The following is a 15,705-nucleotide window of genomic DNA, read 5'->3' as shown; positions in this document are numbered from 1 at the left end:
GGCCAAGCGCAGCGCCGCCAGGGAAAATCAGCGCCGATACTCCAGCACCACCGTTTCATCCCCCAGCGTAATATCTTTCCACGCCTTCGGTTTCGAACCTAACGTTCCATCCTTCGTAGCCTGCAGCAGCTTCGCCTTATTCACGCCGGATGGCAGCGGCGCACTTGCTTTGTATTCCCAGCCCTTCTCACTCTGACCAAAGACCAGCACGGTACGATCGCCAAAGGCATACAGCACCTGCTCCGCCTTGCCATCAGCGTTGAGATCCTGACTCACCAGCACGCAGCTATCGGCGTCGCCGCAGGACTCCACCAGATAACGGCGTTCAATCACCGCTGCCCATAGCGCATCATCCGGCGGCGTACTAGCTGGCAGCACCAGTACGTTTTTCGCCAACACATCAGGGGTCAGTTTTACCGTCGGACTAAGGTCACCGCTCAACAGGCGCTTAAGCTGCTTTTGACGCTTCGCATCTTTGGTGAACTCGTTATCTTTCTGTAATTCAAGCAGCGCCGCGCGCCCCGGCTTGCCGCTGTGCAACAGCATATACAGGCTCACCTGATCAGCATTGATTTTCCAGCTGTGGTACCGCGCCATATGGCTATTCACGCTGATGCGCCAGCTGTCCAGCACTGGCGTATACAGCAGCGCCAGCACCACCAACCCCAGCAGTGATACCGTTAAGTTCACCCTTCCCAGCGCAGAAGAGGGATCGTCGCGGCGGCGCAGCAGACTCAGCAAATAGCCCACCGACCAGACCAGCAGAACCACCACCACCAGCACGCCGTGCAGGCGGTCTGACGTCCAGCCATATTGTCCAATGCGCACCCACAGCGCCCAAGCAGCAATCAGCACGTATACCGGCGAGAGCATCACAGCGGCCAGAATCAGGCCACGCAGCGGCCGCGGATAAGCCAGACGCGCCTGGTGCGGTGCCCAGACCATCGCCGTCAGCAGCAGTTGCACGAAGGCCAGCGCGGAAAGCAGCCCCGCAGCGGAAAAACGCTGAGAAATCGCCGTCACACCCGCAAACGGCAGCGTAACCAGAAACAGCAGCGCCAGCAGCGATACCAGCGGCAGCAGCCCAGTAGCAATCAACGCCAGCAGCTTGTGGATGGCAGCAATCAATCGTTCATTCTGGCGGGCAAGGATAACCGTTAGCGCCGTCACCAGGCCAATGCAGATAAAGACAAACCACTGCGTGTCGAAGAACAGGTGCGAGAAGAAGGTAATATTGGCAAGCTCAAACAGCCCACTCCAGAGCAGAAGAACCAGCCATACCAGGCCGTTGGCGACGCCAATCAGCAACAACGTCAGCGCATTTTGCCACTGCTGAGCATAAAAGTGCGCATAACGCGCCACACCGGGCGTTGGTTGAAGGCGATACTGCAGCCACGGAAGCGCCAGCATCGCCATCAACAGCAGGCAACAACCGTAGGTCCACAGCGCATCGTACTGCCGCCAGTAGTCTTCCTCGTTGAGATTGAACTTAAGCCAGCCCCCCATCCCCAATACCACCACCAGCACCACCGCCAGCCAGCACCACAGCGCGCGCTGTTTGAAGGAGACCACGGTAAACAGCAGTACAGAAGATAATGCCAGGCTTCCCGGCAAAGCATAAAACATCCAGCCGCTGTTTTTAGGGATCAGATACATCGTCAGTAAATAGCACAAGATCCCTTGTATGACGCCGGTTAGCACCATACCCCAGCGGGTTGGGGATGAAAGAGGAGTCACAGCATCCATATCGATATTCCCGTTCCAGAAGTGAAGAAAAAACGCATTTCGCGTCCCGGTTAGAGCGCCAAAACTCAATTATGCTCAGCGTGGTGAATCGATTTTTTCTCTGAAAGCATTACGTAATTTTCTTTCATAAATGCGATTAATTTCACATTTACGCTGTCAATTAAACCATTTTGTAACCATTTAAGAACATTCGTGCCAATTATGGGGCTTTTCCTGTCATAATCCCTGTCGCTTCGTGACAGGAGTCACAATGTTTTCGTAAGTAAGACGTTTGTCGGGATACGTAAATCTATGAGCCTGGTCGCGGTCAACACCCCTAAAATACCCATAGAATTTATAGCAGTACATATTGGCTAAGGAGCAGTGAAATGCGCAACGGTATAACCCCGCAGGACCTCAAGGCTTATGGTATTAACGACGCACAGGATATCGTCTACAACCCCGATTACGATACATTGTATCAAGAAGAACTCGATCCTAACCTGGAAGGTTATGAGCGCGGTATCTTAACGAACCTGGGCGCAATTTCTGTCGATACCGGTATCTTTACCGGCCGTTCTCCAAAGGACAAATATATCGTTCGCGACGACACCACGCGCGACACGGTATGGTGGTCTGATAAGGGTAACGGCAAAAATGACAACAAACCGCTGTCGCCTGAAATCTGGCAACATCTTAAAGGCCTGGTCTCCCAGCAGCTGTCCGGCAAGCGCCTGTTCATCATCGATGCCTACTGTGGCGCGAATGAAGACACCCGCCTGTCCGTCCGCTTTATTACTGAAGTCGCCTGGCAGGCGCACTTCGTGAAGAACATGTTTATCCGTCCTACCGATGAAGAACTGAAGACCTTCAAGCCAGACTTTATCGTGATGAACGGCGCAAAATGCACTAACCCACAGTGGAAAGAGCAGGGTCTCAACTCGGAAAACTTTGTCGCGTTTAACCTGACAGAGCGCATCCAACTGATCGGCGGGACCTGGTACGGCGGCGAAATGAAAAAAGGGATGTTCTCTATCATGAACTACCTGCTGCCGCTGCAGGGCATCGCGTCCATGCACTGCTCGGCTAACGTCGGCGAAAAAGGTGACGTGGCGGTCTTCTTCGGCCTGTCCGGCACCGGTAAAACCACCCTCTCCACCGACCCAAAACGTCGTCTGATTGGCGATGACGAACACGGTTGGGACGACGACGGCGTGTTTAACTTTGAAGGCGGCTGCTACGCGAAGACCATCAAGCTCTCCGAAGCTGCCGAGCCTGATATCTATCACGCGATTCGCCGCGATGCGCTGCTGGAAAACGTGGTCGTACTGGCCGATGGTACTATCGACTTCGACGATGGCTCCAAGACCGAGAACACCCGCGTCTCCTACCCGATTTACCACATCGACAATATCGTGAAGCCGGTGTCAAAAGCGGGCCATGCGACCAAGGTTATCTTCCTGACCGCCGATGCCTTCGGGGTTCTGCCACCGGTATCACGCCTCACCGCCGATCAGACGCAGTACCACTTCCTCTCTGGCTTCACCGCGAAGCTGGCGGGCACCGAGCGCGGCGTCACCGAACCAACCCCAACCTTCTCAGCCTGCTTCGGCGCAGCCTTCCTGTCGCTGCACCCAACGCAGTACGCAGAAGTGCTGGTAAAACGCATGCAGGCCGCTGGCGCACAGGCTTACCTGGTCAACACCGGCTGGAACGGCACCGGCAAACGTATCTCTATCCAGAATACGCGCGCGATTATCGATGCCATCCTCGACGGCTCGCTGGACAACGCAGAAACCTTCACCCTGCCTATGTTCGACCTGCAGATCCCAACCGAACTGCCGGGCGTAGACACCCACATCCTCGACCCGCGCAGCACCTACGGTTCACCGGAGCAGTGGCAGGAAAAAGCGCAAGCGCTGGCGAAGCTGTTCATTGAGAACTTCGAGAAATACACCGATACCCCGGCAGGCGCCGCACTGGTGAGCGCAGGGCCGAAGCTGTAACGAGTAAATACCTGATCGAGCCCTTACCCTTCGGGATAAGGGCTTTTTTTTATCTAAACGCTTTTTAAGTGTACCAAGTACACCTATAATTGATGAAAATATCATCTACGCAGGAAGCGTAATGTTCACCTTCATCGAGCTACAGGGATTCAGTAAACGACGCCAGGTCCTACAGAAGCAGTTATCCAATGCAATGAGGCAACCATGAAAGATGAATTATTTGCCGATCTGCTGGCCAGTGCAGAAGAGATGGTACGCATTGAAAAAGGCGATGAGACGCCAAAACCTGAGCGCGTCCATACCTTCAGCGAGATCGATGTAAAAGCCATTCGCGAAGCCACCGGGCTCCGCCAGCAAGATTTTGCCATCGCCGTCGGCGTGAGCCACGACCTGGTAAAAAGTTGGGAGACAAAACGTCGACAGCCAACGGGGGCACCAAGAAAACTCCTGCTGCTGATTCAGGCCAACCCATTTATCATTAAGCAGTTGATAGCCATTTAGCACGCCCCGTACAAGTAGCCCGGCCAAGCGAAGCGCCGCCGGGACAGTACACTGCACTACACAAACAAAAACCGCCGGGGTTTCCCCCAGCGGTTTTTTTAGCTCTCTTTCGTCGGCGTTTGCGGACGGCTTCCCGGCACCGGCAGCCAGGCGCGTATCAGCAACCCACCACGTTCACTGGTATCCAGCTCCAGCATCCCGTTGTGGTTATCGATAATACGCTGCACGATAGCCAGCCCCAGGCCCGTTCCGCTGATGGTACGGGCGCTATCGCCACGCACAAACGGCTGGAACAGGTGCTTACGCTGCTCGGGTTTAATTCCTGGACCATCGTCTTCCACCTGGAACCAGGCGCGATGCGCTTCACGACCGCTGCTGACTTTAATCCAGCCGTTGCCGTAACGCGCGGCGTTCACCACCATATTGGCCAGTGCACGCTTGATAGACAGCGGATGCACCCTTACCGGGATCTCGTCGTCGAACAGTGCGGTATCAATTTCCCGCTCATAGCCGCTTTCTGCTGCGATCACTTCACCGAGCACGGCATTGAGATCGATAGACTCCAGCGGCATCTCCTGGCCAGTACGCAGATAGTCAATAAACTGCTCGATGATGGCATTGCACTCTTCAATATCTTTATTGATAGATTCAGCAAGATAACCATCCTCTTCGCCCATCATCTCCGTCGCCAGACGAATACGCGTTAGCGGCGTGCGCAGGTCATGGCTGACACCAGCCATCAACAGCGTACGGTCGTCGGAAAGCTGCTTCACGCCCGCGGCCATATGATTAAAGGCTCGAGTCACCGAACGCACCTCTGACGCACCGTATTCACGCAGCGGCGGAGGAATGATGCCCTTACCGACCTGCAGCGCAGCGTGCTCCAGGTCGACCAGGGGTCGGTTCTGGATGCGGATAAACAGCCATGCGCCGCCTATCGCCAGCAGCATAATCGCCAGGGTATAGCGGAAGAGTGGGGAGAAGTCTCCCTGATGGATCTCGGTTAACGGCACACGCACCCAAATATTGGGCGACAGCCAGGTCTTCAACCAGACCACCGGGGAGCTTTTATTGACTTCAACGCGAACTTCAGTCGGCCCGCCCAACTGCTGGGCCATCTGCTGACTTAAGAACTCGTAGTGTTGAGCCCAGCGTAAACCGGCCTCTTCAGCGGCTTCATCGGAATAGAGTGAGATACCCAGTTCACGATAGATCTCGCGGCGAAATGCCGGCGGCACGACAAGTTGCGTGCCGTCTTCCAGCTGCAGTTTATCGGTCATCAGCATACGGACTTCGTAGGCTAAGACCTTATTAAACTGCTGCAGGCTTGGCAAAATCGCGAAGTTCAGCACCACAAGATAGGTTGTCACCAGGCTGACGAACAGCAGGGTGACAATCAGCAGCAACGTGCGGGCAAACGAACTTCGAGGCGAGAAGCGCAGTCGCCTCATGCTTTAGAACCGTCCGGAACGAACACGTAGCCCAGACCCCAAACGGTCTGAATATAGCGTGGGTGAGCCGGATCCTCTTCCACCATGCGGCGCAGACGAGAAATCTGCACGTCGATAGAGCGCTCCATAGCCGAGTATTCACGACCACGCGCCAGGTTCATCAGCTTGTCGCGAGACAACGGCTCACGCGGATGGCTGACCAGCGCTTTCAGCACCGCGAACTCACCGCTGGTGAGCGGCATAGGCTCGTCTTCGCGGAACATTTCACGTGTACCGAGGTTCAGCTTGAACTTACCGAAAGCGATAACCGCTTCTTCCTGAGAAGGCGCGCCCGGCAGTTCGTTCGCCTGACGGCGCAGCACCGCACGGATACGGGCCAGCAGTTCACGCGGGTTGAACGGTTTCGGAATGTAGTCGTCGGCACCAATTTCCAGGCCCACGATACGGTCAACTTCTTCCCCTTTCGCCGTCACCATGATGATCGGCATCGGGTTGCTCTGGCTACGCAGACGACGGCAAATCGACAGACCGTCTTCGCCTGGCAGCATTAAATCCAGAACCATCAGATGGAATGATTCACGGGTCAGCAATCTGTCCATCTGTTCGGCGTTAGCTACGCTTCGAACCTGGAAACCCTGCTCGGTCAGATAACGTTCCAGCAGCGCACGCAGGCGCATATCGTCATCCACAACAAGAATCTTATAATTCTCTTGCATTGTTTTTACTCCCAAAGGTTCGCAACAATTATTCAGCATGTATTCTCAAAAAAGCCTGCGCTTGCGACCAGCTAAATCTGGTATAAATTCCAGGCTAAATTGTTACAAAGCATATTTAACAGCGAGTTAAGTATACAATGAATCTTAATACACATTATTTATTCTGTCGGCATACTCACGTAATACGTATTGTGCGTATTCTTTCCTCGGTAGCCAGGTAAGCACGGAACATGAAAACACAGTTGATCACCCGTGAAGGGTACGAAAAGCTCAAAAAAGAGATGGATTATCTCTGGCGCGAAGAGCGCCCGGAGGTCACAAAGAAGGTGACCTGGGCCGCAAGCCTTGGCGATCGCAGTGAAAACGCTGACTACCAGTATAATAAAAAACGCTTAAGGGAGATTGACCGCCGCGTTCGTTATTTGACCAAGTGTCTTGAGAATCTGCGTATTGTCGATTACTCCCCGCAGCAGGAAGGCAAAGTCTTTTTCGGCGCCTGGGTTGAGATAGAAAACGACGACGGCGAAACCAAGCGTTTTCGTATTGTCGGCTACGATGAGATTTTTGGTCGCAAGGACTATATCTCCATCGACTCGCCGATGGCCCGCGCGCTGCTGAAGAAAGAGGTCGGCGATCTGGCGGTGGTCAACACCCCGGCCGGCGAAGCCAGCTGGTACGTGAACGAGATCGAATACGTAAAATAAGGCCGGAACAATCCGAAGCCCCCGCTGATGACTGGCATTTTTGCCAGTCAATCCGTATAACTGTCCCCTGATTTTATGACCTAACAGTGAAACCAAGCCATGATGAATGATTCGCTCTGCCGCATTATTGCGGGTGAACTTCAGGCCAGAGCCGAACAGGTGGAAGCCGCCGTTCGCCTGCTTGATGAAGGGAACACCGTGCCGTTTATTGCACGTTATCGTAAGGAAATCACCGGCGGACTGGATGATACGCAGCTGCGTAATCTGGAAACCCGCCTCGGGTATTTGCGTGAGCTGGAAGACCGTCGTCAGGTCATTCTGAAATCCATCGGTGAACAGGGTAAGCTGACCGAATCGCTGGAAAAAGCTATCAACGGCACGCTCAACAAAACCGAGCTGGAAGACCTCTACTTACCGTACAAACAGAAGCGCCGCACCCGCGGGCAGATTGCCATTGAAGCAGGCCTTGAGCCGCTGGCCGACCTGCTGTGGAGCGAGCCGTCCCACGACCCGGAAACCGAAGCGGCTAAATTTATTGATGCCGATAAAGGCGTGGCGGATACCAAAGCGGCCCTCGACGGTGCGCGCTACATCCTGATGGAGCGCTTCGCAGAAGACGCCGGCCTGCTGGCGAAAGTGCGTGACTATCTGTGGAAGAACGCCCACCTGGTCGCCAAAGTAGTCAGCGGTAAAGAAGAAGAAGGCGCGAAATTCCGCGACTACTTCGACCATCACGAACCGATTTCAACCACCCCTTCCCACCGCGCGCTGGCGATGTTCCGCGGGCGCAACGAAGGCGTGCTGCAGCTCTCCCTCAACGCCGATCCACAGTTCGACGAGCCGCCGAAAGAGAGCTACTGCGAACAAATTATTATCGACCACCTTGGTCTGCGCCTGAACAACGCCCCAGCGGACAGCTGGCGTAAAGGCGTGGTCAGCTGGACCTGGCGCATCAAAGTGCTGATGCACCTTGAAACCGAGCTGATGGGCACCGTGCGCGAACGCGCGGAAGATGAAGCCATCAACGTCTTTGCCCGTAACCTGCACGACCTACTGATGGCGGCACCGGCTGGCCTGCGCGCCACCATGGGCCTCGACCCGGGCCTGCGTACCGGCGTAAAAGTGGCAGTGGTTGACGGTACCGGCAAGCTGGTCGCCACCGACACCATTTACCCACATACCGGTCAGGCGGCGAAAGCGGCGGTTGCCGTCGCGGCGTTATGTGAAAAACACAACGTCGAACTGGTAGCTATCGGTAACGGAACAGCGTCTCGTGAAACTGAACGCTTCTTCCTCGATGTACAGCAGCAGTTCCCGAAAGTCACCGCGCAGAAGGTGATCGTTAGCGAAGCGGGTGCATCCGTCTACTCCGCCTCCGAACTGGCAGCGCTGGAGTTCCCGGACCTCGACGTTTCCCTGCGCGGTGCGGTCTCTATCGCCCGTCGCCTACAGGATCCGCTGGCAGAGCTGGTGAAAATCGACCCGAAATCCATCGGCGTTGGCCAGTATCAGCACGACGTCAGTCAGACTCAGCTGGCACGCAAGCTGGATGCGGTAGTGGAAGACTGCGTGAACGCCGTCGGCGTAGACCTGAACACCGCCTCCGTGCCGCTGCTGACCCGCGTGGCGGGCCTGACGCGCATGATGGCGCAGAACATCGTCGCCTGGCGCGATGAGAACGGTCAATTCCAGAACCGCCAGCAATTGCTGAAGGTGAGCCGTCTGGGGCCGAAAGCGTTTGAGCAGTGCGCGGGCTTCCTGCGAATTAACCACGGCGATAACCCGCTGGATGCCTCAACCGTTCACCCGGAAGCGTATCCGGTTGTCGAACGCATTCTGGCCGCCACCCAGCAGGCGCTGAAGGATTTAATGGGCAACAGTAACGAGCTCAGAAACCTGAAAGCCTCTGAGTTCACCGACGATCGTTTTGGTGTGCCCACCGTTACCGACATCATCAAAGAGCTGGAAAAACCAGGCCGCGACCCGCGTCCTGAGTTTAAAACCGCGAAGTTCGCCGACGGTGTAGAAACCATGAACGACCTGCTGCCGGGGATGATCCTCGAAGGCGCTGTCACCAACGTCACCAACTTTGGTGCATTTGTTGATATTGGCGTGCATCAGGACGGCCTGGTTCACATCTCTTCGCTGGCGGATAAGTTCGTCGAAGACCCGCATACCGTGGTGAAAGCGGGCGATATCGTCAAAGTGAAGGTGCTGGAAGTGGATCTGCAGCGTAAGCGCATCGCGCTGACCATGCGTCTTGACGAGCAACCGGGTGAAACCAATGCCCGTCGCGGCAGTGGCGGTAACGATCGCAGCCAGGGCAACAACCGCCCGGCCGCGAAAGCGGCAAAACCGCGCGGGCGTGAAGCACAACCAGCAGGCAACAGCGCCATGATGGACGCGCTGGCAGCCGCCATGGGTAAAAAACGCTAATTGCAACCAGTAGCCCGGCCGAGCACAGCGACGCCGGGAAGGCTCCAGAGCCACCCCGGCGTCGGCGTTAAAGCGCCTCGCCAGGGCTACCGCTTATTTGACAGACCTCAGCCATTATTATCTTCCTATCAGCTTTTAATAATAAGCGTCATCATGTTTTATTTTATTAACCAATGAAACTTTAATTAAACATTAAGTGAAGAAAATAATATTTAATTCATTTACGGCTACAATGAGTTGCTTGCGTCATATCAAAAAAAGTGCAAATTCCGCTCGAAATTCCTGCCGATCGCATAATATGTATTGATGATAAAAACCATTCTCATTATCATCATTTTCAGTAGGCTTTATTTCTTTATTCGTTGACGACGCCCCGGTTGCCGCCAGGCAGCGCGCGGTGCTCCCCTCGTTCAGCTAGCGATACACAAGTAGGTTATATGCAATTTACACCTGATACTGCGTGGAAGATTGTCGGTTTCTCCCGCGAAATTAGCCCAGCTTATCGTCAGAAACTGCTGTCCCTGGGCATGCTGCCGGGATCGTCCTTTAATGTGGTTCGCGTAGCGCCACTCGGCGACCCTATTCATATTGAAACCCGTCGCGTTAGCCTGGTATTGCGTAAGAAAGATCTCGCGCTTATTGAATTAGAAGCCGTCGCGCAATAACCCCAGCCCGGTACTAAGAGTCTGAAATATGAAAAAATTAACCATCGGTTTAATTGGTAATCCTAATTCCGGCAAAACAACCTTATTCAACCAGCTCACCGGCGCGCGCCAGCGCGTAGGCAACTGGGCCGGGGTAACGGTAGAGCGCAAAGAAGGCGCGTTCGCCACCACCGACCATCAGGTCACCCTCGTCGACCTGCCGGGTACCTACTCGCTGACCACCATCTCCTCACAAACCTCGCTGGATGAGCAGATTGCCTGCCACTATATTCTGAGCGGTGATGCCGACCTGCTGATTAACGTGGTCGACGCCTCCAACCTCGAACGTAACCTCTACCTGACGCTGCAGCTGCTTGAACTGGGTATTCCGTGCGTCGTCGCGCTGAACATGCTCGATATTGCCGAGAAACAGCAAATCCGCATCGACGTGGATGCACTCTCGGCGCGTCTCGGTTGCCCGGTTGTGCCGCTGGTTTCCACCCGTGCTCGCGGAATTGAAGCACTGAAAATGGCGATTGACCGCCATCAGGGCAACCAGCCGATTGAACTGGTTCACTACCCGCAGCCGCTGCTGCGCGAAGCCGATAACCTGGCGAAAGAGATGGCGCAGGAGATTCCTGAACGTCAGCGCCACTGGCTGGGCATGCAGATGCTGGAAGGCGATATCTATAGCCGCGCCTACGCTGGCGACGCCGCACACAAGCTAGACGTCTCCCTGGCCCATCTGAGCGAAGAGATGGACGACCCGGCGCTGCATATCGCCGACGCCCGCTATCAGAGCATTGCCGCCATTTGCGACGCCGTCAGTAACACCCTGACCGCCGAGCCAAGCCGCTTCACCGCCGCGCTGGACAAAATTGTCCTCAACCGCGTGCTGGGCTTACCGATTTTCCTGTTCGTCATGTACCTGATGTTCTTACTGGCGATCAATATCGGTGGCGCACTGCAGCCGATCTTTGACGGCGGCTCCGTCGCTATCTTTATCCACGGCATTCAGTGGATTGGCTACCAGTTGCACTTCCCGGACTGGCTGACGGTCTTCCTGGCGCAGGGCATCGGCGGTGGTATTAACACCGTGCTGCCGCTCGTACCGCAAATCGGCATGATGTACCTGTTCCTCTCCTTCCTTGAGGACTCCGGGTACATGGCGCGTGCGGCATTCGTGATGGACCGCCTGATGCAGTCTCTGGGTCTGCCGGGTAAATCCTTTGTACCGCTGATCGTCGGCTTCGGTTGTAACGTGCCGTCGGTCATGGGCGCACGTACCCTGGATGCACCGCGCGAGCGTCTGATGACCATCATGATGGCGCCGTTTATGTCCTGTGGCGCACGTCTGGCTATCTTCGCCGTCTTCGCCGCCGCCTTCTTCGGCCAGGGCGGCGCGCTGGTGGTCTTCTCCCTGTACGTGCTGGGGATCGTAATCGCCATCCTGACCGGCCTGATGCTCAAATACACCATTATGCGCGGTGAAGCATCGCCGTTCGTGATGGAACTGCCGGTGTACCACGTACCGCATATTAAGAGCCTGATTATCCAGACCTGGCAGCGCCTGAAAGGCTTCGTGCTGCGCGCGGGTAAAGTTATCGTTATCGTCAGTATCTTCCTGAGCGCGCTGAACAGCTTCTCGTTCAGCGGCAAAATCGTCGATAACATCAACGACTCCGCGCTGGCCTCCGTCAGCCGCGCCATTACGCCGGTGTTTAAACCGATTGGCGTCCATGACGATAACTGGCAGGCCACCGTGGGTCTGTTTACTGGCGCGATGGCAAAAGAAGTGGTGGTCGGTACGCTGAACACCCTCTACACCGCCGAAAACATTCAGAATGAAGAGTTCAACCCACAGGAGTTCAACCTCGGTGAAGAACTGCTGGCAGCGGCTGATGAAACCTGGCAGGGGCTGAAAGACACCTTTAGCCTGAGCGTACTGGCCAACCCAATCGAAGCCAGCAAGGGCGACGGCGAGATGGAAACCGGGGCGATGGGCGTGATGAGCAGCAAGTTCGGCAGCGCGGCAGCAGCCTACAGCTACCTGATTTTCGTTCTGCTCTACATTCCATGCATTTCGGTGATGGGGGCGATTGCCCGTGAGTCGAGCCGCGGCTGGATGTCCTTCTCTATTCTCTGGGGTCTGAACATCGCCTACTCACTCTCGACGCTGTACTACCAGACGGTGAGCTTCAGCCAGCACCCACGCTACAGCCTGGTGTGCATCCTGGCGGTGATTCTGTTCAACGTGGTGGTGATTGGCCTGCTGCGCCGTGCCCGTAGCCGGGTGGACGTCTCCCTGCTGGCGACGCGTAAGACACCAACCTCATGCTGCCCTAGCCCAGCGGGCGATTGTCACTAGGAGTCATCATGGCATCATTGATTGAAGTACGCGATATGCTGGCACTGCAGGGACGCATGGAAGCCTCACAGCTCAGCGCCCAACTGCACACGCCGCAGGCGATGATCGATGCCATGCTGAGCCGCCTGGAAGCCATGGGGAAAGTCATGAAGATTGACGAAGAACCAGATGGGTGTCTGACCGGCAGCTGCAAAAGCTGCCCGGAAGGAAAAGCCTGCTTACGTCAGTGGTGGGCGCTACGCTAAAACGTATTCCCGGCGTTAACGCAACGCCGGGAATAACATGTTCGACCCTACTTACTTATAGACGTCCGCGTTACCGTGAACGTTTTTCTCGTTTTTCTGACCCGCGATAATCACGTAGTACTTGCCGCCCAGCTCATCCGCTTTTTTCGACAGATCGTGCTTCGCGTCCATCGGTGACGTCGTTTTTGACGTGGTGATGTTGCCAATTTTAGTCAGCTTCATCTTCGCAACGTCTTCTTTAGTAATTTCCTTGGCGGCAAATGCGCCAAATGACAGAGAACCGATAACCAGAGATGCAACAATACCTGTAACAAGTTTCATAGGCCTACACTCCATTCAGTTATTTTTGTAGGTGACGGTGGCTTACTGAAATAGTCAGCCACCGCAACAAGTTAAGTATTGCTACAAATTTGCCATTTACCACGTCAGGTAAAAAATTATTTTAAAGCTGCTTTTTTAACGCAATCAACGACTCGCAAAATGCCTGTGGATGCGAAATAAACGGCGCATGGGCCGCCTTATCAAACACCAGCGATTCACTCTGCGGCCACTGGGCATCCAGCAGCGGCACAATCTTGCGCGGGACTAACCCATCAAGCCGACCGTAAAGGCGCATGAACGGCACCGTCAGCGCGGTGAGTGGCTGGCGCAGGTCAGCGGTTTTGAGGATCTCCAGGCCGCCGTTCAGCACCTCAGAAGAGGGCATTGGCAGGGACAGCACCGTCTGTTTCAGCGCGCGCGCATCCTGACGGGCGCTTTCGGTACCCAGCGTTTGCAGCGCCAGGAAACGCTCAACGGTGCGCTGGAAATCTTCGCTAAGCTGCTGCTGGAACCCACTGAGCACCTCAGGCTTAATGCCGGGCCACGCGTCATGCGCGCTAAAGCAAGGGGACGATGCGACGGTGACCAACGCCTCGACGCGTTCCGGATGGCGTAATGCCACTTCGCTTGCCACCAGGCCCCCAAGACTCCAGCCAAGCCAGATAGCCTTTACCGGCGCTTTTTCCAGCACATGTTCGGCCATCTCTTCCAGCGAAAGCGCACCAAACCCACCGCTGCGGCCATAGCCCGGCAGGTCGACCAGATGCAGCGTAAAATGCGCGCCTAATTCCGGCGTAATGCAATCCCAGACCTGAGCATTCAGCCCCCATCCGTGCAGCAGCACAAGATGACAATCTCCTTCGCCCGTGGTTTGCCACCAGATGTCGTTCATCAGCTATTGTTCTCGTTTTATTGGTTCAAGGAGGGATTATGCTAACAGTCCACGGCTCGTGCTGGCTATGCAAAATGCCGCTAGCGCTACCCGCGTGGGGCATCTGCTCGCGCTGCACCCACGCGGTAGAAAGCGAGATTTGTCGCTGCCCGCAATGCGGTTTACCTTCGGGGAGCACCCATGCACCGTGCGGGCGCTGCCTACAAAAACCGCCGCCCTGGCAGCGTCTGGTGACCGTAAACGACTATCAACCACCGCTCAGTACGTTGATTCACCACTTCAAGTTCAGCGGCCAGGCAGAGCTAGCCCCCGCGCTGGCGCGTCTGCTGCTGTTAGCCGTGCGGCGTGGCGGTACGTGGCCCATGCCGCAGCAGCTTATCAGCGTCCCCTTGTGGCAGCGCCGTCACTGGCGGCGCGGGTATAACCAGAGCGAGCTGTTGTGCCGGGCGCTGGCGAAATGGCTGCCCTGCGAATTTACCCCACGGGCGATCGTCCGCATACGCCCCACCGCCACCCAGCATCAGCTCAGCGCCAGGCTGCGCAAACAGAACCTGAAAAATGCGTTCCAGCTTGAATTACCGGTGCAGGGTCGCCATATGGTTATTGTGGATGATGTGGTCACCACGGGCAGCACCGTTGCTGAGATTTCCCGGCTTCTTTTGCGAAATGGCGCGGCGAGCGTTCAGGTATGGTGTCTGTGTCGCACCTTGTAGACCCCCAGCGATGGGCGTATTATAACCAACTAAAGTAGTCAACTATTAGGTCAAAGCTATGATCCGTATTTCCGATACTGCGCAAGCGCACTTTGCCAAACTTCTGCAAAATCAGGAAGAAGGGACACAAATCCGTGTATTTGTGATTAACCCTGGTACGCCTAACGCAGAATGCGGCGTTTCTTATTGCCCGCCGGATGCGGTGGAAGCAAGTGATACTGCCCTGAAATTTGAACAGCTCACCGCTTATGTTGACGAGCTGAGCGCTCCGTATCTGGAAGATGCGGAAATCGATTTCGTTACCGATCAGCTGGGTTCTCAGCTGACCCTGAAAGCGCCAAACGCGAAAATGCGTAAAGTGTCCGACGATGCCCCGCTGATGGAGCGCGTTGAATACATGCTGCAGTCGCAGGTTAACCCACAGCTGGCCGGCCACGGTGGCCGCGTATCGCTGATGGAAATCACCGACGACGGCTACGCCATCCTGCAGTTTGGCGGCGGCTGTAACGGTTGCTCGATGATTGACGTCACGCTGAAAGATGGGATCGAAAAGCAGCTGCTGGCTGAATTCCCTGACCTTAAAGGCGTTCGCGATCTGACCGAACACCAGCGCGGCGAGCACTCTTACTACTAAGTTAGCGCCGTGCTTGTCCCGGTGGCGCTTCGCCTGGCCGGGCTACAAACAAGTGCGACTCTCACTGGTAGCCCGGGCGAGGCGTTTACGCCGACCCCGGGAAATTCTCCGTTCTACACATGTTACCGCACAACATGCCTCGCAAATTCCCGCTCCAAACTCTGCAATAACCCTACCAATAATTTGACTACCGTCGCAGATTTCACATTTCCATGCTTGGGGTTATTCTCAACCTCTACATGTTACCCGTATCATCGCAACACGCACCACCGCGTTAAATAAATAGCCAGCTATCCTTTGTCTGAGTCATAAACATACGGTGGTGTGAAGAAGTCAGTACCTATTCCCT

14 protein-coding genes are annotated in these 15,705 nt (G+C 55.5%); 9 read left to right on the top strand and 5 right to left on the bottom strand.

Annotated elements, in window-relative coordinates; translation table 11 throughout:
• Positions 1-27: 27 nt before the first annotated feature.
• On the bottom strand, positions 28-1,746 hold the full coding sequence (locus tag FHC49_RS15335; RefSeq protein ID WP_220440242.1) for a DUF4153 domain-containing protein: 1,719 nt from the start codon (positions 1,744-1,746) through the stop codon (positions 28-30).
• A 368-nt stretch (positions 1,747-2,114) separates the two neighbouring features.
• On the opposite strand from FHC49_RS15335, the gene pckA reads away from it, so the two are divergent.
• Entirely contained in the window at positions 2,115-3,731 is a 1,617-nt protein-coding gene (pckA, locus tag FHC49_RS15330) for a phosphoenolpyruvate carboxykinase (ATP) (protein WP_220440241.1), read from the top strand.
• Between the two features lie 204 nt (positions 3,732-3,935).
• A complete protein-coding gene (nadS, locus tag FHC49_RS15325) occupies positions 3,936-4,232 on the top strand; it encodes a NadS family protein (protein ID WP_185668996.1) in 297 nt (98 codons plus the stop codon).
• Between the two features lie 98 nt (positions 4,233-4,330).
• Here nadS and envZ read toward each other — a convergent pair whose 3' ends face one another.
• A complete protein-coding gene (gene envZ / locus FHC49_RS15320; protein ID WP_220440240.1) occupies positions 4,331-5,683 on the bottom strand; it encodes a two-component system sensor histidine kinase EnvZ in 1,353 nt (450 codons plus the stop codon).
• Complete coding sequence (gene ompR / locus FHC49_RS15315; RefSeq protein WP_001157751.1) at positions 5,680-6,399, bottom strand: two-component system response regulator OmpR; 720 nt, start codon at positions 6,397-6,399, stop codon at positions 5,680-5,682. Before ompR ends, envZ begins: the two co-directional genes overlap by 4 nt.
• A gap of 230 nt (positions 6,400-6,629) precedes the next feature.
• On the opposite strand from ompR, the gene greB reads away from it, so the two are divergent.
• The 5 genes from greB (at position 6,630) to feoC (ending at position 12,796) form a co-directional block, all read left to right on the top strand.
• On the top strand, positions 6,630-7,103 hold the full coding sequence (gene greB, locus FHC49_RS15310; protein WP_185668998.1) for a transcription elongation factor GreB: 474 nt from the start codon (positions 6,630-6,632) through the stop codon (positions 7,101-7,103).
• Between the two features lie 99 nt (positions 7,104-7,202).
• Positions 7,203-9,539, top strand: a complete 2,337-nt coding sequence (locus FHC49_RS15305; RefSeq protein ID WP_220440239.1) for a Tex family protein — start codon at positions 7,203-7,205, stop codon at positions 9,537-9,539.
• Between the two features lie 437 nt (positions 9,540-9,976).
• On the top strand, positions 9,977-10,204 hold the full coding sequence (feoA, locus tag FHC49_RS15300; RefSeq protein WP_052282977.1) for a ferrous iron transporter A: 228 nt from the start codon (positions 9,977-9,979) through the stop codon (positions 10,202-10,204).
• A 28-nt stretch (positions 10,205-10,232) separates the two neighbouring features.
• Positions 10,233-12,551, top strand: coding sequence for a Fe(2+) transporter permease subunit FeoB (feoB, locus tag FHC49_RS15295; RefSeq protein ID WP_220440238.1), 2,319 nt, complete (start codon positions 10,233-10,235; stop codon positions 12,549-12,551).
• Positions 12,552-12,559: 8 nt separating this feature from the next.
• On the top strand, positions 12,560-12,796 hold the full coding sequence (feoC, locus tag FHC49_RS15290) for a [Fe-S]-dependent transcriptional repressor FeoC (protein ID WP_185669001.1): 237 nt from the start codon (positions 12,560-12,562) through the stop codon (positions 12,794-12,796).
• A gap of 51 nt (positions 12,797-12,847) precedes the next feature.
• Here feoC and FHC49_RS15285 read toward each other — a convergent pair whose 3' ends face one another.
• The gene (locus FHC49_RS15285) at positions 12,848-13,117 is read right to left on the bottom strand and encodes a YdgH/BhsA/McbA-like domain containing protein (RefSeq protein WP_185669002.1); all 270 of its coding nucleotides are present in this window, start codon (positions 13,115-13,117) and stop codon (positions 12,848-12,850) included.
• Positions 13,118-13,238: 121 nt separating this feature from the next.
• The gene (gene bioH, locus FHC49_RS15280) at positions 13,239-14,009 is read right to left on the bottom strand and encodes a pimeloyl-ACP methyl ester esterase BioH (RefSeq protein WP_220440237.1); all 771 of its coding nucleotides are present in this window, start codon (positions 14,007-14,009) and stop codon (positions 13,239-13,241) included.
• Between the two features lie 38 nt (positions 14,010-14,047).
• Between bioH and gntX the strand changes: the two genes are divergently transcribed.
• Together gntX and nfuA are read left to right on the top strand one after the other, a co-directional pair.
• The gene (gntX, locus tag FHC49_RS15275; RefSeq protein ID WP_220440236.1) at positions 14,048-14,722 is read left to right on the top strand and encodes a DNA utilization protein GntX; all 675 of its coding nucleotides are present in this window, start codon (positions 14,048-14,050) and stop codon (positions 14,720-14,722) included.
• Positions 14,723-14,780: 58 nt separating this feature from the next.
• The gene (gene nfuA, locus FHC49_RS15270) at positions 14,781-15,356 is read left to right on the top strand and encodes a Fe-S biogenesis protein NfuA (RefSeq protein WP_106925116.1); all 576 of its coding nucleotides are present in this window, start codon (positions 14,781-14,783) and stop codon (positions 15,354-15,356) included.
• Positions 15,357-15,705 lie beyond the last annotated feature (349 nt).

The sequence above is a fragment of the Kluyvera sp. EC_51 genome, assembly GCF_019584505.1.
Lineage (GTDB): Bacteria > Pseudomonadota > Gammaproteobacteria > Enterobacterales > Enterobacteriaceae > Kluyvera > Kluyvera sichuanensis.
The sequence above is the reverse complement of the archived record's forward strand: the minus strand, read 5'-3'. Positions and strand labels throughout refer to the sequence as shown.

What these genes read in the sequence shown, in the direction of transcription:
- FHC49_RS15335 (WP_220440242.1), bottom strand. Translation starts at nt 1,746, where the DNA reads ATGGATGCTGTGACTCCTCTTTCATCCCCAACCCGCTGGGGTATGGTG.
- pckA (WP_220440241.1), top strand. Translation starts at nt 2,115, where the DNA reads ATGCGCAACGGTATAACCCCGCAGGACCTCAAGGCTTATGGTATTAAC.
- nadS (WP_185668996.1), top strand. Translation starts at nt 3,936, where the DNA reads ATGAAAGATGAATTATTTGCCGATCTGCTGGCCAGTGCAGAAGAGATG.
- envZ (WP_220440240.1), bottom strand. Translation starts at nt 5,683, where the DNA reads ATGAGGCGACTGCGCTTCTCGCCTCGAAGTTCGTTTGCCCGCACGTTG.
- ompR (WP_001157751.1), bottom strand. Translation starts at nt 6,399, where the DNA reads ATGCAAGAGAATTATAAGATTCTTGTTGTGGATGACGATATGCGCCTG.
- greB (WP_185668998.1), top strand. Translation starts at nt 6,630, where the DNA reads ATGAAAACACAGTTGATCACCCGTGAAGGGTACGAAAAGCTCAAAAAA.
- FHC49_RS15305 (WP_220440239.1), top strand. Translation starts at nt 7,203, where the DNA reads ATGATGAATGATTCGCTCTGCCGCATTATTGCGGGTGAACTTCAGGCC.
- feoA (WP_052282977.1), top strand. Translation starts at nt 9,977, where the DNA reads ATGCAATTTACACCTGATACTGCGTGGAAGATTGTCGGTTTCTCCCGC.
- feoB (WP_220440238.1), top strand. Translation starts at nt 10,233, where the DNA reads ATGAAAAAATTAACCATCGGTTTAATTGGTAATCCTAATTCCGGCAAA.
- feoC (WP_185669001.1), top strand. Translation starts at nt 12,560, where the DNA reads ATGGCATCATTGATTGAAGTACGCGATATGCTGGCACTGCAGGGACGC.
- FHC49_RS15285 (WP_185669002.1), bottom strand. Translation starts at nt 13,117, where the DNA reads ATGAAACTTGTTACAGGTATTGTTGCATCTCTGGTTATCGGTTCTCTG.
- bioH (WP_220440237.1), bottom strand. Translation starts at nt 14,009, where the DNA reads ATGAACGACATCTGGTGGCAAACCACGGGCGAAGGAGATTGTCATCTT.
- gntX (WP_220440236.1), top strand. Translation starts at nt 14,048, where the DNA reads ATGCTAACAGTCCACGGCTCGTGCTGGCTATGCAAAATGCCGCTAGCG.
- nfuA (WP_106925116.1), top strand. Translation starts at nt 14,781, where the DNA reads ATGATCCGTATTTCCGATACTGCGCAAGCGCACTTTGCCAAACTTCTG.